This window comes from Nocardia sp. PE-7 (genome assembly GCF_030486425.1).
GTDB lineage: Bacteria > Actinomycetota > Actinomycetes > Mycobacteriales > Mycobacteriaceae > Nocardia > Nocardia salmonicida_A.
This window is the reverse complement of record NZ_CP129614.1, coordinates 4,529,056-4,556,007: the sequence shown is the minus strand read 5'-3', so window position 1 is coordinate 4,556,007 and position 26,952 is coordinate 4,529,056. Positions and strand designations below refer to the sequence as shown.

The window sequence follows — 26,952 nt, the reverse complement described above, 5'->3', positions numbered from 1 at the left end:
GCCCTCGTCGGCCGCGCAGGGCCATAGCGAAGGCGCAGGTACGCCTAGTCGGTCCGGTGGGTCAGGCCTTACCGTCGTCGGAGGTGTCGTCGTAACCACCCTGCTCGGCCAGGAAGCGCTCGAACTCCGCCCCGAGCTCCTCACCGCTGGGTAGTTCACCGTCGGCAGCCAGCAGGCTGGACTGGCGTTCCTGGGCGGTGACGAAGCTGTCGTATTGGCGTTCCAGCGCTGTGACGACCGTCTCCACCTCCTCATTGCCCGCGATGTGCTCGGCGACCTGCTCGCGCACCCGCGCGGCCGCCTCACCCAGCGCCGAGAGCGGCAGGTCCAGGCCCGCGTTGTCGGCGAAGTTCTCCAGCAGCGTCTGCGCGGCTTCGGGGTAGTCGGTCTGAGCCAGGTAGTGCGGCACGTGCACCGAGAACCCGAGCGACTCGTGGCCGTGCTGAGCCATCCGGTACTCGAGCAGCGAGGACGCGCTGCCCGGCACCTGCAACTCGCCCGGCCAGCGCTGGTGCTCGCCGATCAGCGAGCGGTCCGAGGAATGCGCGGTGACGCCGAGCGGACGCGTGTGCGGGATCGCCATCGGAATCGCCGAGAGGCCGATCGTGCGGCGCACGCCGAGCTGTTCGGCCAGCAGCCGCACCGCGGTGGTGAACTTCTCCCAGCGCAGATCCGGTTCCAGGCCCGAGAGCAGCAGGAACGGGGTGCCCGCGGTGTCGCGCAGCGCCCACAGGTTCAGTTCCGGCTCGGCGTAATCGGCGAAATGATCGGTCTTGAACGTCATCAGTGGGCGGCGCGAACGGTAATCGAGCAGCTCGTCGACGTCGAAGGACGCGACCAGTTCCGATTCGAGGCTCTCGCGCAGATGGGTCGTCGCCAGACGCACGGCGTGGCCGGCGTCGGTGAAACCTTCCAGGCCGTGCACCAGCACGGGGCCCGCGCCGTCGTCCGAGGACAACTGCGGCGCCGGGAACTCCAGTTCGTACATATGCGACTGGTCATCCATCGCGTTTCTCCTTCCTGCGCGGTCCACCATCGCTCGCGGGGTGGGGAAGCGGATCTCCATTGTCCCCCACGCGAGCAGTGCTGTCGCACACGGCCGGGGACGGCTCGTCCTGGTAGGCAACAGCATGGACGCGCCGCGCATTCCCGCACTGCCGCGGCCAGGGGGCCACCGGCGGTGGTCGTCGGGGCTGGTGTGTGTCCCCACACGGCGTGGCGGGACCGAGCCGATCGACGAGGTGGGGCACAGTGGACGGTGTGAACGTGGCGCAGGCGACACCGATCCGCGCGGGTGATCCTGGCCTGCGTCGCTGGTGGCTGGGGTTGGCGACAGTGGCGTTCGCGCTCACCGGGTGCGCGCAGAGTGTCAGCGGGACGCCGGTCGCCGAGAGCGCGGTCTCGGTGCGACAGGTCGACGGTGCGTTGGCCGAGCTGTTGCCGTCGCCGTCGACCTTTCCGGCTCGGTACCCGGCGGTGGTGCTGCCCGCGCAGGCGGCGGCGGCCGCAGCGGGTGATCTCGACGGAGTCGGCGCGGGTGCGTCGGTCAGCCCGGCGCAGTGCACGCCGACCGAGCCCGAGCCAGGTGGGGAGCCGGCGGCGGTGGCGGTCGGATCCGATGACGCGAGCCGGGCCACGCTCACCGTCGAACTGTCGCGGAGCGCCGAACCGGTGGCGCGGCTGCGTGATCGGCTCCGCGAGTGCGGACAGATCCAGGTGCGGCGGGCCGGTGCGGGTTCCACTGTCACGACGGTGCTCGACCAGACCGTGCCTGCCGGTACCGATGACGCGATAGCGTTGCGACGCACCGTGGTTCCCGAAGTCGGTGGTGCCGGGCTGACCCAGACGATGCAGACCTCGATCGGGCAGATCGGCGATGTGCGCATCACGGTGACATCGATGACTTTCGGTGCGGGACAACCGGATACGGCCGCCGTGGACGAGATGTTCGCGACAACCGTCGCCTCCGTGCGCGGCAGCTGACGCGACTACCACGGGGCGGTGACAGATTCACCGGCGTCGCGGTGCCGGGACCGGGGTTACTCCACAGTTCCGGCGCTACTCACAGGGTGGATGAAAGCCCAGGTCGGCGCGGCCGGTGTGCGGCCGGCGGCGGGCACGGTGGAGTCATGACGCCATCGACGAACCCCACCCGCCGGCCCGCGCGCACCGGACCGTTTCCCCGCGCACTCGGCTGCGCCGAATCGACCCCCCGCTATCCCGGCGAACGACCGCGCCCACCGCTGCGGGTCGACGAACCCGGTGAACTGATCGCCGCCCTGCCCGCGATGCTCGGCTTCGTGCCCGAACGATCCCTCGTCGTCGCGGTGCTGCACCAGGTGGCGGGCGGTGTGGTCGAGGCGATCGAGGCGGTGGTGCGCTTCGACCTCGATGTGGCCACCGACAGGCGGCTGCTCGACCAGTTCACCGCCTGCCTGTCATCGATCTGCCTGCGCGAAGAGGCAACCGGGGTGCTTGTCGTCTTCGTCGAGGACCGCGCCGAGTTCGAGGGGGAGGAAGTCCTGCGCGCCGCCGAGTTGATCGACGCGCTGGCCGAGGACGGAATCGAGGTGCGCGGCGCCTGGTCGGTGCGGGCGATCGTGGCGGGCGAGCGCTACCGCAGCGTCTTCGGCACGGTCGGGACCGGTCTGGTCGCCGATCCGTCATCCTCGATCGTCGCTGTGTCACATGTGCTGGAAGGCAAGCAGATTCGCGGTTCCCGCCGGGAGATGACCGCGCTGATGATGCCCGACGACCTGCTGAGCGCGCGAGTGCGTGCCCAGCTCGGGGCGGCGCACGCGCGGTATCGGGGTGGGCTGGCGGCGGCGACGCGCGCCGGGAACATGCTCGCCTACCAGCGGCGGGCATTGGAATGGGTGCTGTGGCAGATCGCCGACACCGCGTCCGGCGCACCGCGGGCCGAGCGCGAACTCGCGCGACTGGCCGTGACCCTGCGTGACCGGCCGATCCGCGACGCCATGTACGGGCTGGCGCTGGGCGATCACGCCGAAGCCGCCGAGCTGCTGTGGGCACAGCTGGCGCGGGCGACGCCCGGTGCCGACCGCGCCGAAGCAGCGGCCCTGCTCGGTTTCAGCGCCTATCTGCGCGGCGACGGCCCCTTCGCAGGCGTCGCTGTCGCCGCCGCCGTGGAGGCCGACGCCGAGCACGCGATGGCGGCGTTGCTGGAGACTTCGCTACAGACCGGATTGCGGCCCGAACGGCTGCGCAGACTCGCGCATTGCGGTCACCAGATCGCCGCCGACCTCGGGGTCGACATCGGCCCGATCGCCCCGTGAGGCGGGCGTTTCAGCGCGCGCTGTGTGCCTTCGTGCCGAGGGAACGCAGGAAATCCCAAGCGTCGGAGACGATCTCGTCGAGGTCGTTGTGCTCGGGTCGCCAGCCCAGTTCGGCGACCGCGCGGTCGCTCGAGGCGATCAGGACGGCCGGATCGCCCGCGCGCCGCGGCGCGTCGATCGTCTCGATCGGCAGGCCGGTGACCCGCTCGCACGCCGAGATCACCTCGCGCACCGAGAAACCCGTGCCCGAACCCAGGTTGCAGATCCGGTGCGTGCCCGGCTGCGACGACGACAGCGCGAGCAGGTGCGCCTGCGCCAGATCGCGGATGTGGATGTAGTCGCGCACACACGTACCGTCCGGCGTCGGCCAGTCGGTGCCGTACACCGAAATGGCCTTGCGGTGACCCAGCGCCACCTGCAACACGAGGGGGATCAGATGTGTTTCCACGACCCGGTTCTCGCCGAGCCCGGCATAGGCGCCTGCCACGTTGAAGTAGCGCAGGCTGGTCGCGGCCAGATCGTGCGCCGCCGCGTAGGAGGTGATGGCGTGGTCGATGGCCAGTTTGCTCGCACCGTAGGGATTGGTGGGGCGAGTGGGCGAGTCCTCGGTGATCGGGACCTGCTCGGGCTCGCCGTACACCGCGGCCGTGGAGGAGAACACCAGGCGCGGTGTGCCCGACTCGCGGATCGCCTCCAGCAGCGTCAGCGTCTTCACGACATTGCCGTGCCAGTACTTCTCCGGCTGCTCCACCGACTCGCCGACCAGCGACTGCGCCGCGAAATGCAGGACGCCGTCGAAGGATTCGGCACGCAGCAGATCGGGGGCGGCGACGGCGATATCACCGTCGACGAATCGGGCCCCGGCCGGAACGCCGTCGGCGTTACCGGTCGAGAGGTCGTCGACGACGACGACCTCGTGGCCCTCTTCGAGCAGCACGGCGGCACAGCCGCCACCCACATAGCCGGCGCCGCCGGTGACAAGGAGTTTCACGAATCAGACCAGCCTCACCTGGACGGCATGCGCCATCTCTTCGGACAGTTCGAAACCGTTGTGGCCCGGCACTGTGATCAGTACCGCACCCGGCTTGGTCTCCACGGTAACGCGAGCGTCGGGCACCACACCCGCCTCACGCAACCGCCCGATGACCTCCGGGTCGGTCTGGATGTGCTCGGCCAACCTGCGCACGACCACCGCGTGCAGCGCGCCGTTGGGCAGATCGGAGAGCCGGATCAGCTTCTCCTCGGCGGCGGGAGCATCGGCGAGGCCGAGTTCGTCCAGGCCGGGAATCGGGTTGCCGTAGGGCGAGGTGGTCGGGTGGTTGAGCACCTCGATCAGGCGCCGCTCCACCTCCTCGCTCATCACGTGCTCCCAGCGACACGCCTCGGCGTGCACGTTCTCCCAATCCAATCCGATGATGTCGACCAGCAACCGCTCGGCGAGCCGGTGCTTGCGCATCACCGACACCGCCATGGACCTACCCTTGTCGGTGAGCTCGAGATGGCGATCGCCGGCGACGAGCAACAGGCCGTCGCGCTCCATCCTCGCGACCGTCTGGCTCACCGTGGGACCACTCTGCTCGAGGCGTTCGGCGATACGCGCCCGCAAGGGCACCACGCCCTCTTCCTCGAGGTCGTAGATGGTACGGAGATACATCTCCGTGGTGTCGACCAGATCCTTCACCTGATACCCCTTCGTCAGCACGAATTCTACCCACGCGCGAACGCCGGTCCGCCCGTCGGACCAGCGGCCCTATTTCTACTGCATGTCAACGCCGCACGGGGTCCGCTGCTTCCGGCTAGCGTGGCGAGCATGGTCACGTTGCCGAGCAGCGAACACGCAGGGACTGTCGTATGGACCGAGCGATTCCTCGGTTACACCTGGAGTCCGGAGCATCCGATGAAGCCGGCGCGCCTGCGATACACCATGTCGCTCGCCCAAAGCTTAGGTCTTCTCGACGGTGTCGAGCCGCTGGCACCCGACGCGGCCACCGAATCGGATCTGATGCGGGTCCACAGCAGCGCCTACATCGAGGCGGTGCGCCGGGCCGGGCAAGGGCCGCCGACGCCCGAGGATGCCGTCTACGGCCTCGGAACCGCCGATAATCCGGTGTTCCCGCACATGCACGAGGCCGCGTCGGTGATCGTCGGCGGCACCCTGGCCGCCGCGCGGGAGATCGCGGCGGGCCGTACGCGGCGCGCGGTGAGTATCGGCGGCGGAATGCACCACGCCATGCCGGATTCGGCGGCGGGGTTCTGCGTCTACAACGATGCCGCGATCGCCATCTCGTGGCTGCTGGAGAACGGCTTCGATCGCATCGCCTACCTCGACGTCGATGTCCATCACGGCGACGGGGTGCAGCGGGCCTTCTACGGCGATCCGCGCGTGCTCACGGTCTCGCTGCACCAGCATCCGGCGACGTTGTGGCCCAACACCGGTTGGCCGGAGGAGACCGGGGTCGGGACCGCCGAAGGCACCTCGATCAACCTGCCGCTGTTGCCCGGAACGCGAGACGCGCAGTGGTTGAGGGGATTTCACGCGGTGGTACCCGGGGCGGTGGCCGCGTTCCGGCCCCAGATCATCGTCAGCCAATGCGGTGTCGACACCCACCGCGAAGATCCGCTGGCCGATCTGGAGCTCACCGTCGACGGTCAGCGCGCGGCGTTTCTCGCGATGCGGGACCTGGCCGACGAATACGCCGAGGGGCGGTGGCTGGCGATCGGCGGCGGCGGATACGGCGTGGTGCGCGTGGTGCCGCGAGCCTGGACCCACCTGCTCGCCGCGGCACTCGACCGCCCACTGGCCCCCGAAACTCCGGTGCCCGCCGACTGGATCGAACAGGTGCGAGCGTCCGCGCCGCGGGTGCAGCCACCGACGTCCATGGGCGACGGCGGCGACACCGCCTACCGCCCATGGGACGGACCGGGCGGCACGCCCGAGATCGGCGACGCGGGCCAGATCCGCGCCCAGCGAGCGGTCGACACCGCCATCACGGCCACCCGGCGGGCGAGTTTCGGCCTGCTGGGTCTCGACCCGGAGGATCCACGTGACTGAGCCACTGCTGCCCGATACTTCCGACACGCCCGCGAATCCGCCTGCGCCACCCCAACACTGGTACGGCGACGTGCTCGCCGCCGACGGCGGTGTGGTCCAGGTGCGTCCGATCGTGCCCGCCGATGCCGACGCGCTCGCGGCCTTTCACACCGGTCTGTCCGACCGCACCCGGTATCTGCGCTATTTCGGTCCGTACCCGCAGATCTCGCCGAAGGACATGTACCGCACCACCCACGTCGACTACCGCGATCGGGTCGGCCTCGTCGCGGTACTCGGCACGGCCATCATCGCCGTGGCCCGCTACGAGTTGCTCGCCCGGCAGGGCCCACGTGCGGCCGAGGTGGCCTTCGTGGTCGCCGACGAGCATCAGGGACGCGGGCTCGGTTCGGTGCTGCTCGAGCATCTGGCCGGTGCCGCCGCCGAGAACGAAGTGGTCGCGTTCGTCGCCGAGGTGCTGGCCGAGAACGAGGCGATGATCACAGTCTTCCGCGAGGCGGGCTACCAACTGCAGCGCAGTCGTGACGGTTCCGAAGTACACCTCGAATTCGCCATCGACCCCACCGAGGCGCTGCGCACGGTGCGGGATTCACGGGAGGCCGCCTCGGAGGCGCGCAGCGTCGGAAACCTGCTCGCTCCCGGTTCGGTCGCGGTGATCGGCGCGTCACCGGAACGGACCCGCGTCGGCGGCGCCGTGCTCGCGAATCTGCTCGCGGGCGGTTTCAGCGGGCCGGTGTTCCCGGTGAATCTGCACCGGCGTTCGGTGCGCGGCGTGCGGGCCTACGCCACGGTGCGTGAGATCCCCGACGAGGTGGACCTGGCGGTGGTGGCGGTGCCGCCCGCCGCGATCGGGGCGGTCCTGGACGACTGCATGGCCAAGGGAGTCAAGGGCCTGGTCGTGCTGACCGCGGGTTTCGGTGAGACCGGGGCGGCCGGGCTGGCCGCCGAACACGACCTGGTCGCCGCCGCGCGCGGGCACGGCATGCGGGTGGTCGGGCCGAGCGCGCTCGGCATCGCCAACACCGACCCCGCGGTCGGTCTGAACGCCACGCTGGCCCCGGTCCTGCCGGAGCGGGGACGGATCGGGTTCTTCTGCCAGTCCGGACCGCTCGGTGCGGCGATTCTCGGCGAGGCCGCGGCCCGCAATCTGGGCCTGTCGACGTTCGTCTCGGCAGGCAACCGGGCTGATGTCTCGGGCAACGATCTGCTCCAGTACTGGGATACCGCCGCCGATACCGAGGTGATCCTGCTGTACCTGGAGAGCTTCGGTAATCCGCGCAAGTTCTCTCGTCTGGCCCGCCGGGTGGCCCGCGGCAAACCGATCGTGGCGGTGAGCAGCGGGCGCCTCGCCGCGGGCGCCGACATGGACCGCACGGTGGTCCGTGACCTGTTCGGACAAGCCGGGATCATCCAGGTCGACTCCATCTCCGAACTGTTCGACTGCGCCGCCCTGCTGGCCTGTCAGCCGCTCCCGAAGGGCCCCCGGGTCGCCGTGGTCGGCAACAGCGCCGCACTGAACTGGCTGGCGATCGACGCGGCGCGCGGCGAAGGGTTGCGGGTGTATCGGCCCGTCACCGCTGTCGACCGTGGTCCCGGCGCCCGACCGACCGAACGCGGCCTGCAGATCACCCGGTCGATCGAGCGGGATTCGCAGGGGGCGGTGCAGGCTGAGCGCGGTACGAACAGTTCGCCGCGGATCGACCGAGATCCGGCGGAAGTGCCCGACAGGGACTCGGACCGCGCCGGACGAATCGGTCGGGAGGCCGATCGTGGCAGGGCCGGGCGTGGAACGGATCGTGGGCGGCGGACCGGACGGGATTCCGACCGCGCGGAGCAGGGGTCCGATCGTGTCGGCCGGTCCGGGTGGGGTGTGCGGAGCGCTCGACGGGCCGGTCGTAATGCCGACAGCATCGAGCCTCCCGCCCGGGAGACCGACACCGCCGAGCCCATCGAGCGGGAAACTGTCGGGGTGGGAGTCGACGGGCCGGTGGACCTGGGTCCGGAGGCCACGCCCGCCGACTTCCGGGAAGCGGTCCTCGCGGCGCTGCGCAGCGACGAGGTCGACGCGGTGATCGTCGTGGTCGCGCCGCCGGTTCCGGTGCCGATGGAGGGCTTCGGGGATGCTTTGCGGGCGGCCGCCGCGGCAGCGCCGGGGAAGCCGGTGCTCACCACCTTTGTCGCGGAATCGGGCATTCCGCGGCAGTTGGCGGTGCGGACCACCGCGGGTGCGCCGGCGCGCGGATCGATCCCGTCCTTCCCGGACCCGGAACGGGCCGCGCGTGCGCTGGCCAGGGTCGACCGGTACGCGCGCTGGCGGGACCGGCCGATCTCGCCGGTCGTTCGCCCGCCCGGGATCGACACCGCGGCCGCGGCGGCGCTCGTGGAGGGCTGGTTGGCCGAATCGGGCGGACGTTGGCTCACCGATGAGGAGGCGGTGCTGCTGCTCGGCTGCTACGGGATCGACGTGGTCGAGTTCCGGGCGGTGCGCGATGCCGAGCAGGCCGTCGCCGCGGCCGAGGAGCTGGGCTATCCGGTGGCGGCCAAGGCCACCGGGGAGCTGTGGCGGCGTCGGCCTGATCTGATCGGTGTTCGCCTGGATCTGTGGGGGCCGGAGGCGGTCCATCAGGCCTACACCGACCTGGTGGAGATCTGCGGAGATCCGCTCCTGCACGTGCAGAAGATGGCGACCAAGGGGGTCGGCTGCGTGCTGCGCGTCACCGATGACCCTTCGTTCGGGTCGGTCATCCAATTCGGTCTGTCCGGCATGATCATCGACCTGCTCGGCGACCGCGCCTACCGCGCACTACCGCTGACCCAGGACGAGGCGACCGCGCTCATCGACGCACCGCGAGCAGCGCCACTGTTGTCGGAGGGTCCGGGCCGGACCGGGGTCGACAAGGCGGCCCTCGCCGAACTGGCCCAACGCATTTCGGCCCTGTTCGACGACATCCCCCAGATGCGCGAACTCTCGTGCGATCCCGTGCTCGCGGCCTCGGCGTCGGCGGAGATCATCTACGCCCGGGCCCGTATCGGTCCCGAACCGAGCCGCTTCGACACCGGCCCCCGCCGATTGGCCTGACGTCGCCGACCCTGACCGTCGGCTACCCGAGATGGGGCCGGTGAACGAACAACGCCGACCGGCTCGCGACCCGGAGGGGAGAGTTCGCGGTCGCCGGTCGGCGTTTCGGCAGACGACCCCGTGGGGCCGTCGAGTTTCGGATCAGCTGGCGTAGGCGCGCAGACGGTCGGCGCGGTCGCCCTTACGCAGCTTGGACATGACCTCGCGCTCGATCTGGCGCACTCGTTCACGGGACAGGCCGAACAGCTTGCCGATCTGGTCCAGGGTGCGCGGCTGGCCGTCGTCGAGACCGAAGCGCAGGCGGATGACCTGCTGTTCGCGCTCGTCGAGGGTGGCCAGGACGCTGCGCACGTCGTGGTGCAGCAGGCCGGCGATGACGGCGTTCTCGGCGGAGGTGGCCTCGGAGTCCTCGATGAAGTCGCCGAGCGGGGCCTCCTCGTCGTTGCCGACGGGCATGTCCAGGCTCACCGGGTCGCGGCTGTGATCGAGCAGGTCGGCGATCTTCTCCACCGGGATGCCCGACTCGTTGGCGAGTTCGGCGTCGGTGGCCTCGCGGCCCAGCTGCTGGTGCAGTTCGCGCTTGATCCTGGCGAGCTTGTTCACCTGTTCGACCAGGTGCACGGGCAGCCGGATGGTGCGGCTCTGGTCGGCCATGCCGCGGGTGATGGCCTGACGGATCCACCAGGTGGCGTAGGTGGAGAACTTGAAGCCCTTGGCGTAGTCGAACTTCTCCATCGCGCGGATCAGCCCGAGGTTGCCCTCCTGGATCAGGTCCAGCAGCGGCATGCCGCGGCCGGTGTAGCGCTTGGCCAGGGATACGACCAGACGCAGGTTGGCCTCGAGCAGGTGCGAGCGGGCGGCGGAGCCCTCGCGGACCAGGATCGCCAGATCACGCTTGCGAGCCGCCGTCAACCGCTTACCGGTCGATAGCAGGTTCTGGGCATACAGGCCCGCCTCGATGCGCTTGGCCAACTCGACCTCGTCGGCCGCCGTGAGCAGTGCCGTGCGTCCGATTCCGTTGAGGTACACGCGTACCAGATCGGCTGCCGGGCTCTGGGCGTCGATATCGGCCTCGCTGGGGCGCAAACGAGTGGTGGCGGGGCTTGTCATGACTTGCCTCCTGTCGGTGGTGTCTCATTCCGTTCAACGGACCCGACGTAGAGAAAGTTCCCGTTCCCGCGGTCGATAAACCGCTCTGAGCTGCTGGTTCCCACCCCAACGGCTGAGAAGTTCCTGAGAAGAGCGCCGTAGCCGGAACTCGCGCCACCGCGGGCCGATTCAGACGGGTCGCACCAATCCGTGGCGCACGAGTCCGGCGACCACACCGAGTGCCTGGGCGGCGAATTCCGGCGTGACCTGGTCGGCTCCGTCGGCGAGGGCGAGTAATTCGAGCAATTCGTACAACGGCAGCCCGTCGGGCCGCATTCCCGCCACCAGTGCGACGGTCGACTCGTCGACCTCGTGCTGCCAGCGGGGTCCGTCGCCGCGATGGAGCCGGGTCACCTGCTCGGTCCAGCCGAACTCGCCGGGCAGGAACACCCGTTCCAACGCGGTCGCCGGGCTCGGCGCGAAACGGGAGGTCCACGCGAGCCTGTCGTCGCCGGCCACCGCGCGCAGCCAGGCCGACCGCGCGAAGTACCCGGCCACCTCGGTGCCGAGCGGGTCGTCGAAGCCGTGGGTGAGGTCCTCGGCGAGGAGTTCGGTGGGGCCGTCGATCGCGCGCAGATAGACGAACCCGAACCCGACGCCTTCGACATCGGCGGCGTCGAAGGCGTCGAGCCACCGCGTGGCCTGTTCCTGGGCGGCCGGGTCACGGGGGTCCAGGCCCGCGTCGCGCAGCCAAGTGCCGACGTAGAGGGCCGGGTCGGCGACGTCGCGCTGCACGACCCACGCGTCGACGCCGTGTGCGGGCAACCAGCTCGACACCCGTTGCCGCCAGTCCTCGCCGTCCACGTGCACCCAGGCCGCGAGCATGGCCGCCGTGCCGCCGGGCGCCAGCAGCTCGGGCGCCTGCCCGATCACCAGTTCGCTGGCGCCGTCCAGGGCGAGGCCGGAGTCGCGATAGGTGTGCTCGATGCGAGCCGGACCGACCACGAACGGCGGATTGGCCACCACCTGATCGAAGCGCCGCCCGGCCACCGGCTCGAACCAGGACCCTTCGAGCAGTTCGATATCGAGTTCGTTGAGCGCCGCTGTGGCCTGGGCCAGCCACAAGGCGCGCGCGTTGACGTCGGTCGCGGTGACCCGACCCGCGTAACCCGCCGCGTGCACGGCCTGCACACCGCAACCGGTGCCCAGATCCAATACGGTGCCGACCGGTTCGGTCGGTGTCGCTCGCAGCAACGACAGCGACGCGTGCCCGACGCCGAGAACGTGATCCTCGGTGAGCGTGCGCCGACGCATCGAATCATCGAGATCGGAGAGGATCCACCGCGTACCCGCGCCGGCATCGAGCGGCCGCAGATCCAGCGCGGCCATGACCTCGTCACCCTCGCGCGTGAGCAGACCGGCCGCCACCGCCGCGTCGATGCGCACCGGCGCCAGCGCGGTGGCGACCTCGCGCTCGGGCAACACGTCGCCGAGCAGCAACAACCGCACCAGCGTGCCCAGGTCGCCCGCCGCCCGCGCGGCCCGGCGCACCGGCACCGGCTCCGAACGGCTCAGTGCCGCATGCACATCGGGTCCCAGCGCCTCCACCAGTGTGTCGGCGTCGTAGCCGACCCGGATCAGCGCGGTGCGCAGGTCCGGGCACAGTGCGGTGAGCAGGGAGTCGGTCATCGTCGGGTTCGTAGGCACTCGCCTACTCTGCCAGGACCGCGAGGGCCGAGATCGACCAGCTGCCGCTGCGTGTCGCCCGGTGCGCAGAGCCCGGGTCGCCTGGGCGCCGAAGGTGGCTCAGCCGGTGTAGGGGTCTCTGGATGTCACGCAGTACACGGCGTTTCCGGGGTCTCGTAGGACTATCCACTGTTCGCCGTCGGTGATTCGGGTGGCGCCGAGGGACTCGTGCCAGGCGGCGGTGGCGGCGATGTTCGACGAGGCCAGGTCGACGTGCGCGCCGGTGGGTCCGGGGTCGTCGAGGCGTTGGAGCAGAAAGTGCAGTGGCTGGTCGGGGCCGCGGAGGCGGGAGAATTCCGGGCGGCGGCCGGGCTTGTGTGTCCAGTCGGTGAGTGACTGCCAGAAGGCGGTATCGGCGTCGATGTCGCGGGGAGACAGGTCGAGACAGATCTGGTCCAGGCGCGTCACTGTGCCGTCGGGTGCGGTCGACACCGTCACCGGTGCGGGCCCGAGATCCGACGTGTCGGCGGCTGGAGTGAAGCAGAACGTCTGTCCGGCAGGCGATCGCAGCACGGTGTAGGCGGGCAGCTCGGCGACGACGCGGGCGCCGAGTCCGGTCGCGGTCGCTACCGCCGCGGGGATGTCGTCGACGTCGAGGTCGAGATGGATGCCGCCGTCGTCATCGACCGCTTGCATCTTGATCCACGCGGGTCCGGTGGCGGGCAGCAGGGTGACGAATTCGTCGTGCTCGCCACGCGGTGCCGACACCGTGGAATCGGTGACCTTCGCCCAGAACCGCGCGCAGTCGGCGAAGGTATCGACGGGCCGATCGAGAAATGCCCAGGTCCAGCGAATCATGCTGTCTCCCTTTCGATATGAGGACACTCGCGGAGACGTCGGCCGAATTCGGTTGCCCTGTCAGGCCGTGCGGATTGTCCTGTCCGAACGGTAGGCGGCCGGGGCTCCGCTGTCGACAGCCGTGAGGTGTGCCGCTGTAGCGGCGCTTCGTTTCGTGCCGCGTCTGCCCGAGGGGTGGTGGCAGGATATCGACGAAACATGTCACACCGGCCACTCGCTCGCTCGGCGCTGATCCGGCACGCTGACCGAGTGACCGATTTACGTGCGCCTGTGCCGCCCCTCGGCGACGACCCGGCCGACAACCTCACCCGCACACCGGCCTCGGTCCCCGACGAACGTCACCGACTCCACCCCGCGTGGATCGTGGCGGGCGTCGGATTCGTCGCCCTGCTCGGCGCGGCCGCCTTCCGCTCGGTGCCCAGCGTTCTCATCGAACCGTTGCACACCGAATTCGGCTGGTCGCACGCCACGATCTCCACCGCCATCTCGCTGAATATGCTGCTCTACGGCCTGATCTCGCCGTTCGCCGCCGCGTTGATGGACCGATTCGGCATCCGCAAGGTGGTGTGTTCGGCGCTGGTGCTGATCGCCGCGGGCAGCGGGCTGACGGTGTTCATGACCCAGGCGTGGCAGCTGGTGGCGACGTGGGGACTGCTGGTGGGCATCGGCGTCGGGTCGATGTCCATGCCGTTCGTCGCGACGATCACCGGACGCTGGTTCGTCCGGAGTCGTGGTCTGGTCACCGGGGTGCTCACCGCCGCGGGCGCGACCGGTCAGCTGGTGTTCCTGCCCCTGGTGTCGATGCTCGCCACCGAGCACGGCTGGCGACTGCCGTCACTGCTCGTGGCGGCGGTGGCACTGTCGGTGGTGCCACTGGTGTGGTTGTTCGTGCGCGACTATCCCAGCGATGTGGATGTGCGTGCCTACGGGGCGCCGGCGGGGTCGGACGTGGGTGTGCGGGTGCCGATCGCCGGGGGCGCGAACCGGGCGTTGAAGGTCTTGGCCTCGGCCGCGCGCAGGCCCGGATTCTGGCTGCTGGCAGGCGGATTCGCGATCTGTGGCGCCTCCACCAACGGCTTGGTCGGCACCCATTTCGTCACCGCCGCCCACGACCACGGCATGCCACCGACCACCGCGGCCGGTCTGCTGGCGCTGGTCGGAATCTTCGATGTGGCAGGCACCATCGCCTCGGGCTGGCTCTCCGACCGGATCGACCCGCGCTACCTGTTGCTCGGCTACTACTCGCTGCGCGGTCTGTCGCTGCTGATCCTGCCGTCGCTGCTCGGCCCGCACACCCAGCCGAGTATGTGGGTGTTCATCGTGTTCTACGGCTTGGACTGGATCGCGACGGTGCCGCCGACGGTGCTGCTGTGCCGTGAGCTCTTCGGCGCCGACGGCCCGATCGCGTTCGGCTGGGTCTTCGCCGCCCACCAGGTCGGCGCCGCCATCGCGGCCACCGGTGCCGGTCTCATCCGCGACCTGCAGGGTTCCTACGACCTCGCGTGGTATCTCGCGGGCGCGCTCTGTGGGATCGCGGCCGTCATGTCGATGCTGGTCCGCCGACCGAAGACGGCTGTGTAGCGGAAATTCGCGGCTATTCCAGCGTCTTGTGGTGTCTGGATTCGAGGGCGATCTGATTGTTGCGGCCGTCCCAGCGGCTGGGTTCGTCCTTGGTGCGCGGCGGCCGGTCGTTGGCGATCAATACCGCGATCCACGGCAGCGGCACCGACGCGGCGATGATCAGGATCGAGAGCAGCGGATTCTCGAACGCGCTGTAGGCGATCGCGGCGAGGATCAGGCACGGGATCCGGAAGGCCATGATGAAGGTGTAGCGGCGCACTCTGGCGCGATGCTGCTCGTCGAGCGAGGGCGCGGCCTCGGTGATCAGCACGGCGTGTTCGGCGGGGGCGGGACGGAAGAACCCACGCGAGGACTTGGGCTCGGTGGGCATGGTCACTTCCGGGTCCGGCTTCGATTCGTCGGCGCCTGGGTCATCGCCGTAGGACTGCATACCCCGAGTCTTCCACTCGACGTCGTCGAGCGCACACGCGGCTGGTCAGCGGTGCGGGCACCGGATGCGGCATCATGGAAGGCGTGAGTACAGACACTCTGGTACGCCCGGAAACCACGACCGACGAGACGACCAGCGACGACACCCCCAAATTCTTCCACTATGTGAAGAAGGACCGGATCGCCGAGAGTGCCGTGATGGGCACGATGGTCGTCGCGCTGTGCGGCGAGGTTTTCCCGGTGACGCGTTCGGCCAAGCCCGGCTCGCCCGTGTGCCCGGACTGCAAGAAGGTCTACGAGGGCTTGCGCAAGGACGGCGACTGAGCGGAGTGCTCGGTCGGTGACGCCGGTGCAACGGGTGAGGCATCGGCGTCTTCGTCGTGCTCGTCGACCTCCTCGTCGTCACCGCGCACCTGGCTGGTGATCCACTCCTTGACCTGCTCCATCCGGGTGGCCCGGGCGGGCCAGAACTCCTGAACGGCGGCGTTGAACTCCGCGCCCAGGATCACCGCGAAGCCGAGGAAGTACGTGAACAGCAGAAACGCGATCGGGGTGGCCAGCGCGCCGTAACTCACCCCGGTAGCGGTGATCCACGACAGGTAGCGGCGCAACAGGTCGCTGGCCGCGAGGAAGAAGACGCCGGCCACCAGCGCGCCGCCGAAGAGCCGATGCCACGGCAGCGATTTGTGCAGGGCCAACTTGTAGAGCGTGGTCAGCCCGACGATCAGCAGCACGCCGACGATCGGGTAGTAGAACGTGTCGATCAGCCGCAACCCGGGTTCACGCCACGCCTCGGGCAGCACCCGCCCGATCCGCGTGGGACCCAGCGCGATCACCGGCAAGATCAGCACCGCGGCCACCAGGAACTGTACGTAGAGCAGCAGTGCGAAGATCCGCTGCCAGACCGGATGACGCGCGTCCTGCTGCCCGTGCGCCTCCACGATCGCGTCGACGAAGGTGGCCATGGCCGAGGATCCGGCCCACAGCGACAGCACGAAACCCACCGACACCAAGGCGCCGCGTCCCTTGCCGAGCACATCGTCGACGGTGGGTTCGATCAGATCCGAGACCACCGACGGACTGAAGAAGTCGCGGCTGAACGCGATGATCTTGCTCTCCACGATCAGCACGGTGTCGGGCCCGAACAACCCGCCCACGTAGCCGAGGCTGCCGAGCAGACCGAGCAGCAGCGGTGCCAGCGACAGTGTTTGCCAGAACGCCGCGGCCGCGGACTTGGCGAAAATCGAGTTGTCCCAGGACTTGACCGCGACCCGGACCACCAGCCGCCACGCCGTAGCCAGCCAGCGCACCCACCGTGCGCGATCGCTGTGACGTTGCGGGGCTGCTTGCGCGTCGGCCGCGGGGCGCGCGGGCGCGTCGCGGGGCGGCAGCACCCGCGGCGGGTGCGCCGCGTCGGCAGCCGGGACCTGGTCGTTGCTCATCTCAGTGTCAAGCATCCCGCACGATGGGGGTCTGTGTGGTGCGGGCAGGGCATCGTGTCGGTGGGTAACAGGTAAATGGCCGGTGACCACGGGCGCGGTTGTGATGCCTGTCGCCCACCCCGCGTCGGTTTGGCGACACGCCGCATCGGGCGGCTAGGGTCGTCTGCGTGACTGGGTCGGGTGGTGCCGCTACGGCGAAGCAAGTGGGGACACCGGGCGATACTGCCGCGGGAGGTGCCCCGTCCGGCTCGTTGCGTGCCTGGCAGCGGCGCGCGTTGACGAAATACCTGGCCACCAAGCCGCGAGACTTCCTCGCGGTCGCGACACCCGGCGCCGGTAAGACCACCTTCGCGCTGCGGGTTGCCGCGGAGTTGCTGGCCGATCGCACGGTGGACCAGATCACCGTCGTCGCCCCGACCGAACACCTCAAGCACCAGTGGTCGGCCGCGGCCGCGCGGACGGGAATCCAGCTGGATTCGCGGTTTTCCAACTCCACCGGCGCGACCTCGGGCGACTATCACGGCGTGGTGGTGACCTATGCCCAGGTCGCCGCGCACCCCACCCGGCACCGGGTACGCACCGAGAACCGGCGCACCCTGGTGATTCTCGACGAGATCCACCACGCGGGCGACGCCAAGACCTGGGGTGAGGCGACCGAGGAGGCGTTCGGCGACGCGACGCGCCGCCTCGCGCTGACCGGAACCCCGTTCCGCAGTGACGATTCGAAGATCCCGTTCGTCACCTACGAACCCGACGAAGGTGGGTTCCCGCGCTCACGCGCCGACCATTCCTACGGTTACGCCGACGCGCTCGCCGACGGCGTCGTGCGTCCGGTGGTGTTCCTGGCCTACTCCGGCGACGCCCACTGGCGCGACAGCGCGGGTGAGGAACACACCGCCCGGCTCGGCGAACCGCTCAGCGCCGAGCACACCGCGCGGGCTTGGCGCACCGCGCTCGACCCGGCGGGCGACTGGATCTCGTCGGTGCTGCGCGCGGCCGACATGCGCCTGCGCCAGTTGCGCGACTCCGGCATGCCCGACGCGGGCGGTCTGGTGATCGCCACCGATCAGGAACGCGCCCGCGACTACGCCGAACTGCTCGAACACATCTGCGGCGAGCGGCCGACCGTGGTGCTCTCCGACGACCCACAGTCCTCGCAGCGCATCGGCGAGTTCGGCAAGGGCACCCAGCCGTGGATGGTGGCGGTGCGCATGGTGTCCGAAGGCGTCGACGTGCCCCGGTTGGCCGTCGGCGTGTATGCCACCAGCGCGTCGACGCCGCTGTACTTCGCGCAGGCCATCGGGCGTTTCGTGCGTGCTCGCAAGCCGGGGGAGACCGCGAGCGTGTTCCTGCCGTCGGTGCCGGTGCTGCTGGATCTGGCCGCGCAGCTCGAGCTGCAGCGCGATCACGTTATCGGCAAGCCGCATCGCGAGAAGGACGGCCTCGACGACGAGCTGCTGATGGACGCGAACAAGGCCAAGGACGAGCCGGGCGAAGACGAGAAGTCCTTCGTCGCGCTCGCCGCCGACGCCGAACTCGACCAGGTGATCTACGACGGATCCTCCTTCGGCACCGCCACCATCGCGGGCAGCGACGAGGAAGCCGACTACCTCGGTATCCCCGGTCTGCTCGACGCCGACCAGATGCGCGCACTGCTGCGCGACCGGCAGACCCGCCAACTCGCCGACCGGAGCGCCGCGCAGGAATCCGCGCCGCAACCCGCGGCCGTCGCCGAACGCGTCGCCACCTCCGACAAACTGGGCGAGCTGCGCCGCGAACTCAACAGCCTGGTGGCTATGCACCACCACCGCACCGGCAAACCCCACGGCGTGATCCATGGCGAACTGCGCCGCGAATGTGGTGGTCCGCCGACGGCGTTGGCCAGTGTCGATCAATTGGGCGAGCGTATCGCGGCCCTGCGGCGACTCTGAGAGATCCCGTCGACGGTCGCACTCGCCGGAGATCCCCGTCTGGCCTCGCCTAGCGTGTCACTGCCGCCAGTGTCTGCATGGCGCTGTCCACGGCGATGCTCAGTTCGTCGGGCCCGACGCCGTCTCTGGCCTGGATCGACAGGCCGTAGAGCACGGTGCTGAAAAGCATGGCGAGTGAAGCGGTATCGGTGTCGGGGGCGAGGTCGCCTTCGGTGACGCCACGGTCGAGCCGGGCGCGGATATCGGCCGTGGTGCGGCGGCGGGCTTCGACGAGGAATTCGCGGACCGCGGCGTTGCGGGTGGTGTAGGTCGCGCCGGCGAGCACCACCATGCAGCCGTGCGGAAGGCCGGGGTCGGTGTAGAGGGGGATGTTGTCGCGCAGCATCGCCTCGATCGCGGCGTAGGCGGTGGGTTGCTCGCGCAGCGCCCTGGCGGTGTGGGAACCCTCGCTGCGGCCGTAGAGCTCGACAGCGGCGCGGAACAAGGCTTCCTTGTCGCCGAATGCGGCATAGAGGCTGGGGGAGTTGATGCCCATGGCGGCGGTCAGGTCGCTCATCGAGGCGCCGTCGTAGCCGCGTTCCCAGAACACCTCCATGGCACGGCGCAGCGCGACTTCCCGGTCGAAGCCTCGGGGACGCCCGCGTTCTGCCATGCGAAACCTTTCTGTGCCGATCGGTAAATATACCGCCCAGGGAGAGGGCTTCGGCGCCTCCCGCTATTTCTGTGTCGATCGATAAGAAACTCTTGACGGCTGGGTGCGCGTGCGCTTGTCTATTTATGTATCGACCACTACAAAATTGGAGCGAGCCTGATGACGAGCAGCAACACCGTGGCCCTGGTGACCGGCGCGAGCCGTGGGATCGGCGCGGCCATCGCCCGCGCCCTGGCCGCCGCGGGCACCGATGTGGCGTTCACCTACCAGCGCGACGAGGTCGCCGCGAAGGCGGTGGCCGCCGAGATCGAGGCGCTGGGCAGGCGGGCGCTGCCGATCAAAGCAGACAGCGCCGACGCCGCGCAGGTCGTCGCCGCCGTCGAGCGGACCGCGCGCGACCTGGGTGGTCTCGACGTGCTCGTGAACAACGCGGGCATCTTCCCGGCCAAGCCCTACGAGGAGTTCACCCTCGACGAGATCGACCGCGCGCTGAACATCCACGCCCGCGCCGCCTTCGTCGCGGGCCAGGCCGCGCTGCCGCACCTCGGCGACGGCGGCCGGATCATCTCCATCGGCTCCAACCTGTCCGAACGGGCGCTCTTCGGCGGATTGTCGCTGTACAACCTGAGCAAGTCGGCCCTCAACGGCTTCACCAAAGCCCTTGCGCGCGAACTGGGTCCGCGCGGCATCACGGTCAATCTCGTGCAGCCGGGTCCCACCGACACCGATATGAACCCGGCGAACAGCGATCACGCCCCGACCCAACGAGAGTTCAATGCCCTCGGCCGGTTCGGCGCCGCCGCCGACGTCGCCGATCTGGTCACCTTCCTCGCCGGTCCGTCCGGCCGGTCGATCACCGGCGCGATCCTCACCGTGGACGGCGGCACCAACGCCTGAGCCTGCCGCTCAGGAGACGGGTACGAAGAACCGGCTCGGGTCGAGACTGTTGATGCTGGTCCAGCGCGGCTCCTGGGTGGGCAGATCGGAGGCGGTGGTGGCGTCGAAGTAGCCCTGCAATTCCAGTGCGAGGCGCGGATTCTCGTCGACCTTGCGCGCGATCGTGTACAGCATCGCGAACACGTGCACGCAGCGCGCGGTCCGCGCCGAGCAGGAACAGTCGGTGCTCACCAGGCTCGGCGCGGGGGAGTGACCCGCGTCGAGCAGGGCCCGGTGCATCTCGTCGGTGAGGATGGTCGGATCGGTGATCGTGTGACCGATCGCGGTCACCGCCGCTCGCGACAGCGGCGCCACCTCGACGTGCGCGATCGAGGCCTGACCGCCGCGATGCAGATGCGCGCGCACGGTGCGCCCCTCGATCTCGATGCCCACACCGTCGTTGCGGGCGATGCTGCGGGCCCGGGGCAGCAGTGGCTCCGGGCGGGTCTGGCGCAGCGGTTCGGCCAGCCGCACCCAGTCCCTTCCCCAGAGGGTGTAACCGAATTCGTTGTCGGCCATCAGTTCTCTCGCTTCCGGCGCAGGATGTCGACGAGGGCGTCGTCGTCGAGGCGGGCCAGTTCGGCGATGCCCGCGGCATCGGACAGATCCGTCAGCGCGGACTTACGGGTATGCATCGCCGCGATGTGTTCCTCCACCGTCGTGGCGCTGGTGAGGGTGGTGACGGTGACGGTCCGGGTCTGCCCGATCCGGTGCGCCCGGTCCGACGCCTGCGCCTCGACCGCCGGATTCCACCAGCGATCGAAATGGATCACGTCGGCCGCGCGGGTGAGCGTGAGGCCGGTGCCCGCGGCGCGCAGGCTCAGGATCAGCACCGGCGGTCCGTCCGGTGCCTGGAAGCGGGTGACCAGCTCGCCGCGCTGGACGGCGTCGAGCCCGCCGTGGAAGAACGGCGCCTCGACCCCGAACTGTTCGGCCAGGTGACGCACCAGCAGCTCGCCGGTCTTGCGGTACTGGGTGAAGATCAGCGTGGGGTCATCGGTGTCGAGGTTGGTGGCGACGATGTCGGTGCACAGGTCGAGCTTGCCGGAGCGGCCAGCGAGTTCGTCCAGGTCGCCGGAGACCAGTCCGGGGTGGTTGCACACCTGCTTGAGGTGGGTCAGCGCGGCCAGTACTCGGCCCTGCCGTTGCAGGCCGGAGCCGAACCCCTCGTCCAGCGCCTCGGCGAGGACCGCGTCGTACACCCGTTCCTGCTCGGCGGTGAGATCGCACAGCAGATCGCTGTGGATCTTCGCCGGCAGCGACGCCGCCACCTGAAGCTTCTTGCGTCCCAGGACAACCGGCTCGACCGCATCGCGCAGCCGAGCCGCCGCCGTGGCCGAACCCTCCTCGATCGGCTTGACGAACCTGCGCCGGAACTGCGTTCGATGCGCGAACAGTCGCGGCACGGTGAGATTGAGCAGGGCGAACAGCTCGTCGAGGTGGTTCTCCACCGGCGTGCCGGTCAGCGCGACCTTCGCATCGGCGGTCAACCCGCGCGCCGCCCGTGAGACCTGGGTGCGCGGATTCTTCAGCGCCTGCGCCTCGTCGAACACCACGGTCGCCCACTGCTCGCCGGTCAGTGCCGCCCCGTGCAGCCGCAAAGTCGGATACCCGGTCACGACAACTGTCCCCGCCCCTGCGGACACCGCACCGCCACGCCACGACACCGGCTTCAGCCCCGGCGCGAACCGTTCGATCTCGTGCACCCAGTTGCCCACCAGCGAGGTCGGACACACCACCAGCTGTGGCTCGTCGGCGCGCCCCTGGAGGAACCCGATCGTCTGCACCGTTTTGCCGAGGCCCATCTCGTCGGCCAGCACGGCCCCGCCGTACGCCGAGACGGTCTCGCGCAACCACCCGACCCCGCGCACCTGATAGGGCCGCAGCGTGGCGTCGAGGACCCCGGCGAGCTCCTCGTCGAGCGCCTGCGTCTGGCACAGCACCCGCGCGGCGCGCTCGGCGGAGACGATCGCGGTGCCGACCGCATCGGGCACCGCGTGTGCGGCGGTGGGCAATGCGGTGGGCCGTTCGTCGGTCAGCAATGCCCGCCAGGCCAACGCGGACGGGGCGAGGTCGTCGAGGGTGACGTGGGCCAGTTCGGTGGGCGTCACCACGGCGGTCGCCACCTCGACGGGTTCGATCGCGCCGCGTTCACCGACGGGCAGCGCGAGGGTGAGCTGCTCCTGGTCGCCGATTCCCGTCGGCGCGGCACCGGCATCGTGCCCGGTCCACGTCCACAACGCGAACAGATGACGGTCGGGGAGGTAGGTGGCCTGAGTGGCGGGCAGAACGTTCTCCTCTGATCGGGCAGCACGAACAACCAAACAACGTACACTGTACTGAGTTTGTTCCCGAACGCCCGAACTAGTTCCCGAGAGGAGGGCTGGTGCCCACCGACGAGGATGCGCAATCCATCGCACAGGCCACCCGGATCCTCGAACTGCTGTGGCGCCACGCCCTGCCGTCCAAGCCGGGTGCGCGCGGCCCGAAACCGGGCGTCACCGTCGACGACGTGGTCTCGGCGGGCATCGCGCTGGCCGACCGCGACGGTATCGACAAGCTGACGATCCGGGCGGTCGCCGCCGAACTCGGCCTGCGCGCGATGAGCCTCTACACCTACGTCCCCAGCAAGGATGCCCTGATCGTGCTCATGGTCGACGCGGTCGCCGCCGCGGACGCCCCGATCTCGGCCGACCTTCCGGTCCGAGACCGCATGATCGCCATCGCCACCCAGATCAGGGCCGAACTGATCGAGCACCCCTGGCTCCTGGAAGTGTCCCCGTGGCGCCAGGTACTCGGCCCGGGCAGGATGGGTCGCTACGAACGTCAACTGGCGGCGATCGACGGCATCGGCCTGGGTGATCTGGCCATGGACCGCGCGATCGCGGTTCTCACCGACTTCGCCACCGGCAATGCCCGCCTCGCCGTCGCGGCCGCGGGAGCCGCCGCGCACCTGAGCGACGCGCAGTGGTGGGAGGTCAACGGCCCCTTGCTGGCTCGGGTGATGCCCGCCGACGAATTCCCCCTCGCCGGGCGGGTCGGCACCGCCGTCGGCGAGCACTACCAGGCGCCCGCCGACCCGGACGGTGCGTTCGACTACGGGGTGGCGACCCTCGTCGATGGTCTGCTCTCCGACGCCTGATACAGCGACAGCGGGCGCCCTGTTCGGGTCGCCCGCTGTCGAGAGTTTTCTGTTGTCAGATGTTGTTGTTTCGGACGCGAGGAGTGGTCAGATCGCGGGAGCTTCGTCCGTGTTGATCACGGCTTCGAGTTCGCGCAAGCGGTCCATGTGTTCATTCGCGTGGTGCTGGCAGAAGAGCAACTCGCCACCCGCGGGAAGCACGGCACGCACTCGGGCAGCCGCCCCGCAACGATCGCAACGATCGAGTGCGGTCAGTGGGGTGCTGGTCAGGGTTCCTGGCATGACTCCTCCGTCCCGGCTCCCGGCTCTGCGTGGCCGTTCGCCTAGGTGTGGGCCTCGTGGTCACTCCACGCGGCTCGCATCCGCTACTTCCCAGCAGTGGTACGACTACTCTGTCAGACGTTCGGGGTTCAGGCTTTGTTCCCGGAAGTGAATCTTTGTGTTTTCGATAACAGACCTGCGGTTTCGCTGAAAGCGAACATCCACCGACCGTCGGTTTCGAGCACCCACCGATCACCCGCGAAGCGCTGATGCCACCTCCCCCTCGATCCTGTGACGCACCGATAGGTCGCTCGCTGCGGTGTTGCTCGTTACGCAGGGCGCAACCAGCGAACCGGGACGAAAACCATCGAGTTGTGACAGGGTCTTGACCGTCCGAACTTGTTGTCTACCCGGAGATTACCCGTGACATCCGACACTCACACCCTTGTTCACCTGTGTTCTTCCCAAGAATGGGAACAAGCTCGTAACGCAGGCGAACGCAGGCCGCCGTCGCTGGCCGACGCGGGCTTCGTGCACCTGTCCACCCCGGAGCAGGTCCACCTGCCCGCCAACCGACTCTTCGCCGGGCGCGCCGACATGGTCGTGCTGTGGCTCGACCCCTCGGCGTTCACCGGTGAGGTGAAGTGGGAGCCGGGCGTCCCCAGCGACCCGTCGTCGATGCTGTTCCCGCATCTCTATGCCCCGCTGCCCGTCGCCGCGGTGCTCGCCGCGCAGTCGTATCTGCCCGACTCCGACGGCGTGTTCACCACACCGCGCCGGGAGGGAGTGGCGTAGACCACAATCGAGGCCCGGCGCGTCTACTGTTGATGATGTGAACGTCGACGTCACAGCGCTACCGGGCATCGGAGTGCGTAAGGATTTCGAAGTCAGGTCGGGGCGCCGCGTCGGGGTGGTCGCCCACCGCGACGGTGACATCGACCTGATCGTGTCCAAACCCGACGACCCGGACGCCATCGCCGCCCAGGTGCCGCTGTCCACCGACGAGGCGTCGGTGCTGGCGAACCTGCTCGGCGCGCCGCAACTGGTCGCCAGACTCAACGACGACCACCGCGACCTGCCGGGCATCACCACCCGCCAACTCGCCATCGTCGACGAATCACCCTACGCGGGAAGAACCCTCGGCGAGACCGGCATGCGCACCCGCACCAAGACCTCGATCGTCGCGGTGATGCGCGCCGGTCAGCTCCACCCGTCACCCGGCCCGGACTTCACCTTCACCGAGGGTGATCTGCTCGTGGTCGTCGGAACCCCGGACGGCCTGGAAGCGGCCGCGAAGATTCTCGTGCACGGCTGAGCGCCCGTGACCTCGCAGGCCTTGGCTCTGCTCGAGCTCGGCGTGATCTTGTTCGCGCTGGGGGTCTGCGGGAGAGTGGCGGGCCGGTTCGGGATGTCACCGATTCCGCTGTACCTGCTCGGCGGACTGGCGTTCGGTCGCGGCGGGTTCATCGACCTCGGAGCCGCCACCGAGTTCGGGCACGTGGCGAGCGAGATCGGCGTCGTGCTGCTGCTGTTGCTGCTCGGGCTCGAGTACACCGCACCCGAGCTGATGACCGGTCTGCGGCGCTCCTGGGGGGCCGGAGTGCTCGACCTGGTGGCCAACGCGCTCCCCGGCGTCGCGGTGGCGCTGATCCTGGGCTGGGGCGCGCTCGGCGCCGTCGTGCTCGGTGGGGTCACCTACATCTCGTCGTCGGGAATCGTGGCCAAGGTGCTCGACGATCTGGGCCGCCTCGGTAACCGCGAGACCCCGGTGGTGCTGTCGATCCTGGTGTTCGAGGACCTCGCGATGGCGGTGTACCTGCCGATCCTGACCATGATGCTGGCGGGGTTGAGCCTGCTGAGCGGACTGATCTCCCTCGCGATCGCGCTGGCGACGATCACGGTGGTGCTCGTGGTCGCGCTGCGTTTCGGTCGGGTGGTCTCGGCGGTGGTCGACAGCGCCGATCGTGAAGTGTTCCTGCTGCAGCTGCTCGGTGCCGCACTGCTCGTGGCCGGTGTGGCCTCGGCGCTCAATGTCTCGGCCGCGGTCGGCGCGTTCCTGCTCGGCATCGCCATCTCGGGCTCCACCGCGCACGAGGCGGTGAAACTGCTCGAACCGCTGCGTGATCTGTTCGCCGCCATCTTCTTCGTGGCGTTCGGCCTGTCGATCGACCCGGCCGCGATCCCGCCGGTGTTCGCCTGGGCGGTCGCGTTGGCGGTGGTGACCACCGGCACCAAGATCGCGGTCGGCTGGTGGGCCGCGGGCAAGCAGGGAATCCGGCAGATGGGTCGCGCGCGGGCAGGCGCGGCGCTGGTGGCGCGCGGCGAATTCTCCATCGTCATCGCCGGATTGGCGGTCGCCTACGGCAAGGCCGACGCGAAACTGGCCGCGCTGGCCTCGGCCTATGTCCTGCTGATGGCGATTCTCGGGCCGATCGCGGCGCGGGTCGTCGAGCCGGTGGTCGAATCGGTCCGGCGCCGTTCGGGTGTCGCGACCGAGTGATCAGTCGATGACCCGGCGTGGCCACGCGCCCGCGCCGTCGTAACTCAGTTCCTCGGTGCGGTACTCGTGCTGGACAGGCGGCGCGAACTGCGCGACCGGTGCCGCGGGTGTGGCCGGTTTGGCTGGTTTGGCCGGTCGCGGACCCGGGCGGTGCCGCGAGGTGAGCCACATGCGCGGCAGCGCTTCCTCGTTCTCGATCTCGGTGAGGCTCACACTGATCAACACGAGCATGGTGACGATGCTGCTCACCCCGATCAGCGGAGCCAGCAGTTGCATCGCATGGGCGCCGGACCCCGGCGCGGCCTGGTGATCGGTGTGCGCGTGCATCGCCGCCATTCCGGTGTAGTGCATGCCGCACACGGCCACGCCCATGATCAGCGCCGCACCCACGGTGGCGAGAAAACCCTTGACGCGCAACGTGAACCACAGCGCCACGACCGAAGCCACGACCGCGATCAGCATCGACAGCGCCACGATCGCCGGGTCGTATCGCACGGTCGCGCTGGATTTCATCGCGAACATGCCGGTGTAGTGCATGGTCCCGACGCCGAGGCCGGTGATGGTGCCGCCGGCGAGCAACGAGCGCAGCGTCGGCTGCGGCTTGTTGACCATGAACAGCCCGATCCCGACCACCACCATCGCGGTGAGCGCGCTGAACAGCGTCAGCGGGACGTCGTAGCGAATGTCGGCGCCGCGGATGGTGAAACCGAGCATGGCGATGAAATGCATGACCCAGATGCCGGTTCCGCCGATCGCGATCGCGGCGCCGATGAGCCAGCCGGCCCGCCCCTCGGGGGCGTTGCGACCGCGGGCCGCGCATTGCAGCCCGAGCAGGCAGCCCGTGACGGACATGAAGTAGGCGAGAACAGGGGTGATCCAGCCGTAGCTGAAGTGATAAATGTCGAGCACGCGCGAAAAACCCTCAATGCCGATACCGCAGACTTGAGGCGGTAGAACGAAAAGCTGAGTGTGACCATACGGTGAAGATCGCCAATCCGTGTCCTCCGCAGTGCAATCCATC

Annotated in this window: 25 protein-coding genes; 12 read left to right on the top strand and 13 right to left on the bottom strand. The window is 69.3% G+C overall.

Features of this window, described 5'->3' with window-relative positions; genetic code table 11:
* Nucleotides 1-61 precede the first annotated feature (61 nt).
* Nucleotides 62-1,006 carry a PAC2 family protein gene (locus QX204_RS21610; RefSeq protein ID WP_301901854.1) on the bottom strand — a complete coding sequence of 315 codons (945 nt, stop codon included), beginning with the start codon at nt 1,004-1,006 and terminating at the stop codon, nt 62-64.
* 245 nt (nt 1,007-1,251) lie between these two features.
* Between QX204_RS21610 and QX204_RS21605 the strand changes: the two genes are divergently transcribed.
* Both QX204_RS21605 and QX204_RS21600 read left to right on the top strand, forming a co-directional pair.
* Nucleotides 1,252-1,983, top strand: a complete 732-nt coding sequence (locus tag QX204_RS21605) for a sensor domain-containing protein (RefSeq protein ID WP_301901852.1) — start codon at nt 1,252-1,254, stop codon at nt 1,981-1,983.
* Nucleotides 1,984-2,129: 146 nt separating this feature from the next.
* The gene (locus QX204_RS21600; RefSeq protein ID WP_301901850.1) at nt 2,130-3,296 is read left to right on the top strand and encodes a DUF4192 domain-containing protein; all 1,167 of its coding nucleotides are present in this window, start codon (nt 2,130-2,132) and stop codon (nt 3,294-3,296) included.
* Between the two features lie 10 nt (nt 3,297-3,306).
* Here the strand turns inward: QX204_RS21600 and galE are convergent, their stop codons facing one another.
* A complete protein-coding gene (gene galE / locus QX204_RS21595; RefSeq protein WP_301901848.1) occupies nt 3,307-4,287 on the bottom strand; it encodes a UDP-glucose 4-epimerase GalE in 981 nt (326 codons plus the stop codon).
* A 3-nt stretch (nt 4,288-4,290) separates the two neighbouring features.
* Nucleotides 4,291-4,977 (bottom strand): iron-dependent transcriptional repressor DtxR, encoded by a 687-nt coding sequence (locus QX204_RS21590; protein WP_056815561.1) that lies wholly within the window; start codon nt 4,975-4,977, stop codon nt 4,291-4,293.
* A gap of 129 nt (nt 4,978-5,106) precedes the next feature.
* Here QX204_RS21590 and QX204_RS21585 point away from each other — a divergent pair, with 129 nt between their 5' ends.
* Together QX204_RS21585 and QX204_RS21580 are read left to right on the top strand one after the other, a co-directional pair.
* On the top strand, nt 5,107-6,348 hold the full coding sequence (locus QX204_RS21585) for an acetoin utilization protein AcuC (RefSeq protein ID WP_301901846.1): 1,242 nt from the start codon (nt 5,107-5,109) through the stop codon (nt 6,346-6,348).
* Nucleotides 6,341-9,424 carry a bifunctional acetate--CoA ligase family protein/GNAT family N-acetyltransferase gene (locus tag QX204_RS21580; RefSeq protein WP_301901844.1) on the top strand — a complete coding sequence of 1,028 codons (3,084 nt, stop codon included), beginning with the start codon at nt 6,341-6,343 and terminating at the stop codon, nt 9,422-9,424. Before QX204_RS21585 ends, QX204_RS21580 begins: the two co-directional genes overlap by 8 nt.
* Nucleotides 9,425-9,565: 141 nt before the next feature.
* On the opposite strand, the gene QX204_RS21575 is transcribed toward QX204_RS21580, so the two are convergent.
* The 3 genes from QX204_RS21575 to QX204_RS21565 all read right to left on the bottom strand — a co-directional run bounded on the left by QX204_RS21575 (nt 9,566) and on the right by QX204_RS21565 (nt 13,057).
* Nucleotides 9,566-10,534, bottom strand: coding sequence for a sigma-70 family RNA polymerase sigma factor (locus QX204_RS21575; protein WP_301901843.1), 969 nt, complete (start codon nt 10,532-10,534; stop codon nt 9,566-9,568).
* Nucleotides 10,535-10,702: 168 nt separating this feature from the next.
* Entirely contained in the window at nt 10,703-12,202 is a 1,500-nt protein-coding gene (locus QX204_RS21570; RefSeq protein ID WP_301901842.1) for a DUF7782 domain-containing protein, read from the bottom strand.
* 117 nt (nt 12,203-12,319) lie between these two features.
* Nucleotides 12,320-13,057 (bottom strand): VOC family protein, encoded by a 738-nt coding sequence (locus QX204_RS21565; protein ID WP_301901841.1) that lies wholly within the window; start codon nt 13,055-13,057, stop codon nt 12,320-12,322.
* Nucleotides 13,058-13,306: 249 nt separating this feature from the next.
* On the opposite strand from QX204_RS21565, the gene QX204_RS21560 reads away from it, so the two are divergent.
* On the top strand, nt 13,307-14,638 hold the full coding sequence (locus QX204_RS21560; protein WP_301901840.1) for an MFS transporter: 1,332 nt from the start codon (nt 13,307-13,309) through the stop codon (nt 14,636-14,638).
* Between the two features lie 13 nt (nt 14,639-14,651).
* Here QX204_RS21560 and QX204_RS21555 read toward each other — a convergent pair whose 3' ends face one another.
* Complete coding sequence (locus QX204_RS21555) at nt 14,652-15,008, bottom strand: DUF3099 domain-containing protein (protein WP_056815558.1); 357 nt, start codon at nt 15,006-15,008, stop codon at nt 14,652-14,654.
* Nucleotides 15,009-15,151: 143 nt separating this feature from the next.
* Between QX204_RS21555 and QX204_RS21550 the strand changes: the two genes are divergently transcribed.
* A complete protein-coding gene (locus QX204_RS21550; protein ID WP_056815556.1) occupies nt 15,152-15,391 on the top strand; it encodes a DUF3039 domain-containing protein in 240 nt (79 codons plus the stop codon).
* Here the strand turns inward: QX204_RS21550 and QX204_RS21545 are convergent.
* Nucleotides 15,361-16,509, bottom strand: coding sequence for a YihY/virulence factor BrkB family protein (locus tag QX204_RS21545; RefSeq protein WP_301901839.1), 1,149 nt, complete (start codon nt 16,507-16,509; stop codon nt 15,361-15,363). The genes QX204_RS21550 and QX204_RS21545 overlap by 31 nt on opposite strands.
* 203 nt (nt 16,510-16,712) lie before the next feature.
* Between QX204_RS21545 and QX204_RS21540 the strand changes: the two genes are divergently transcribed.
* Entirely contained in the window at nt 16,713-18,440 is a 1,728-nt protein-coding gene (locus QX204_RS21540) for a DEAD/DEAH box helicase (protein WP_301908061.1), read from the top strand.
* 49 nt (nt 18,441-18,489) lie between these two features.
* Here the strand turns inward: QX204_RS21540 and QX204_RS21535 are convergent, their stop codons facing one another.
* Entirely contained in the window at nt 18,490-19,092 is a 603-nt protein-coding gene (locus QX204_RS21535; RefSeq protein ID WP_301901838.1) for a TetR/AcrR family transcriptional regulator, read from the bottom strand.
* A gap of 159 nt (nt 19,093-19,251) precedes the next feature.
* Here QX204_RS21535 and QX204_RS21530 point away from each other — a divergent pair, with 159 nt between their 5' ends.
* Nucleotides 19,252-19,989, top strand: a complete 738-nt coding sequence (locus tag QX204_RS21530) for an SDR family NAD(P)-dependent oxidoreductase (protein ID WP_301901837.1) — start codon at nt 19,252-19,254, stop codon at nt 19,987-19,989.
* Between the two features lie 9 nt (nt 19,990-19,998).
* Here the strand turns inward: QX204_RS21530 and QX204_RS21525 are convergent, their stop codons facing one another.
* Together QX204_RS21525 and QX204_RS21520 are read right to left on the bottom strand one after the other, a co-directional pair.
* On the bottom strand, nt 19,999-20,547 hold the full coding sequence (locus QX204_RS21525) for a hypothetical protein (RefSeq protein WP_301901836.1): 549 nt from the start codon (nt 20,545-20,547) through the stop codon (nt 19,999-20,001).
* The gene (locus QX204_RS21520) at nt 20,547-22,277 is read right to left on the bottom strand and encodes a DEAD/DEAH box helicase (protein ID WP_301908060.1); all 1,731 of its coding nucleotides are present in this window, start codon (nt 22,275-22,277) and stop codon (nt 20,547-20,549) included. Before QX204_RS21520 ends, QX204_RS21525 begins: the two co-directional genes overlap by 1 nt.
* A gap of 137 nt (nt 22,278-22,414) precedes the next feature.
* Here QX204_RS21520 and QX204_RS21515 point away from each other — a divergent pair, with 137 nt between their 5' ends.
* Nucleotides 22,415-23,170 carry a TetR/AcrR family transcriptional regulator gene (locus tag QX204_RS21515; RefSeq protein ID WP_301901834.1) on the top strand — a complete coding sequence of 252 codons (756 nt, stop codon included), beginning with the start codon at nt 22,415-22,417 and terminating at the stop codon, nt 23,168-23,170.
* 87 nt (nt 23,171-23,257) lie between these two features.
* On the opposite strand, the gene QX204_RS21510 is transcribed toward QX204_RS21515, so the two are convergent.
* Entirely contained in the window at nt 23,258-23,452 is a 195-nt protein-coding gene (locus tag QX204_RS21510) for a DUF7455 domain-containing protein (RefSeq protein WP_056811260.1), read from the bottom strand.
* 402 nt (nt 23,453-23,854) lie between these two features.
* On the opposite strand from QX204_RS21510, the gene QX204_RS21505 reads away from it, so the two are divergent.
* The 3 genes from QX204_RS21505 to QX204_RS21495 are packed head-to-tail and all read left to right on the top strand — an operon-like array spanning nt 23,855 to nt 25,931.
* Nucleotides 23,855-24,226 carry a DUF952 domain-containing protein gene (locus QX204_RS21505; RefSeq protein ID WP_301901831.1) on the top strand — a complete coding sequence of 124 codons (372 nt, stop codon included), beginning with the start codon at nt 23,855-23,857 and terminating at the stop codon, nt 24,224-24,226.
* A 37-nt stretch (nt 24,227-24,263) separates the two neighbouring features.
* Nucleotides 24,264-24,746 carry a cation:proton antiporter regulatory subunit gene (locus QX204_RS21500; RefSeq protein ID WP_194824356.1) on the top strand — a complete coding sequence of 161 codons (483 nt, stop codon included), beginning with the start codon at nt 24,264-24,266 and terminating at the stop codon, nt 24,744-24,746.
* 6 nt (nt 24,747-24,752) lie between these two features.
* Nucleotides 24,753-25,931, top strand: coding sequence for a cation:proton antiporter (locus QX204_RS21495; RefSeq protein ID WP_301901830.1), 1,179 nt, complete (start codon nt 24,753-24,755; stop codon nt 25,929-25,931).
* Here QX204_RS21495 and QX204_RS21490 read toward each other — a convergent pair whose 3' ends face one another.
* The gene (locus QX204_RS21490; RefSeq protein WP_301901829.1) at nt 25,932-26,840 is read right to left on the bottom strand and encodes an MHYT domain-containing protein; all 909 of its coding nucleotides are present in this window, start codon (nt 26,838-26,840) and stop codon (nt 25,932-25,934) included.
* Between the last annotated feature and the right edge of the window lie 112 nt (nt 26,841-26,952).

Bases quoted from the DNA above. Each gene is read 5' to 3' on its own strand.
- QX204_RS21530 (WP_301901837.1), top strand. From the start codon at position 19,252: ATGACGAGCAGCAACACCGTGGCCCTGGTGACCGGCGCGAGCCGTGGG.
- QX204_RS21545 (WP_301901839.1), bottom strand. From the start codon at position 16,509: ATGAGCAACGACCAGGTCCCGGCTGCCGACGCGGCGCACCCGCCGCGG.
- QX204_RS21555 (WP_056815558.1), bottom strand. From the start codon at position 15,008: ATGCCCACCGAGCCCAAGTCCTCGCGTGGGTTCTTCCGTCCCGCCCCC.
- QX204_RS21585 (WP_301901846.1), top strand. From the start codon at position 5,107: ATGGTCACGTTGCCGAGCAGCGAACACGCAGGGACTGTCGTATGGACC.
- QX204_RS21510 (WP_056811260.1), bottom strand. From the start codon at position 23,452: ATGCCAGGAACCCTGACCAGCACCCCACTGACCGCACTCGATCGTTGC.
- QX204_RS21600 (WP_301901850.1), top strand. From the start codon at position 2,130: ATGACGCCATCGACGAACCCCACCCGCCGGCCCGCGCGCACCGGACCG.
- QX204_RS21570 (WP_301901842.1), bottom strand. From the start codon at position 12,202: ATGACCGACTCCCTGCTCACCGCACTGTGCCCGGACCTGCGCACCGCG.
- QX204_RS21565 (WP_301901841.1), bottom strand. From the start codon at position 13,057: ATGATTCGCTGGACCTGGGCATTTCTCGATCGGCCCGTCGATACCTTC.
- QX204_RS21610 (WP_301901854.1), bottom strand. From the start codon at position 1,006: ATGGATGACCAGTCGCATATGTACGAACTGGAGTTCCCGGCGCCGCAG.
- QX204_RS21525 (WP_301901836.1), bottom strand. From the start codon at position 20,547: ATGGCCGACAACGAATTCGGTTACACCCTCTGGGGAAGGGACTGGGTG.
- QX204_RS21575 (WP_301901843.1), bottom strand. From the start codon at position 10,534: ATGACAAGCCCCGCCACCACTCGTTTGCGCCCCAGCGAGGCCGATATC.
- QX204_RS21535 (WP_301901838.1), bottom strand. From the start codon at position 19,092: ATGGCAGAACGCGGGCGTCCCCGAGGCTTCGACCGGGAAGTCGCGCTG.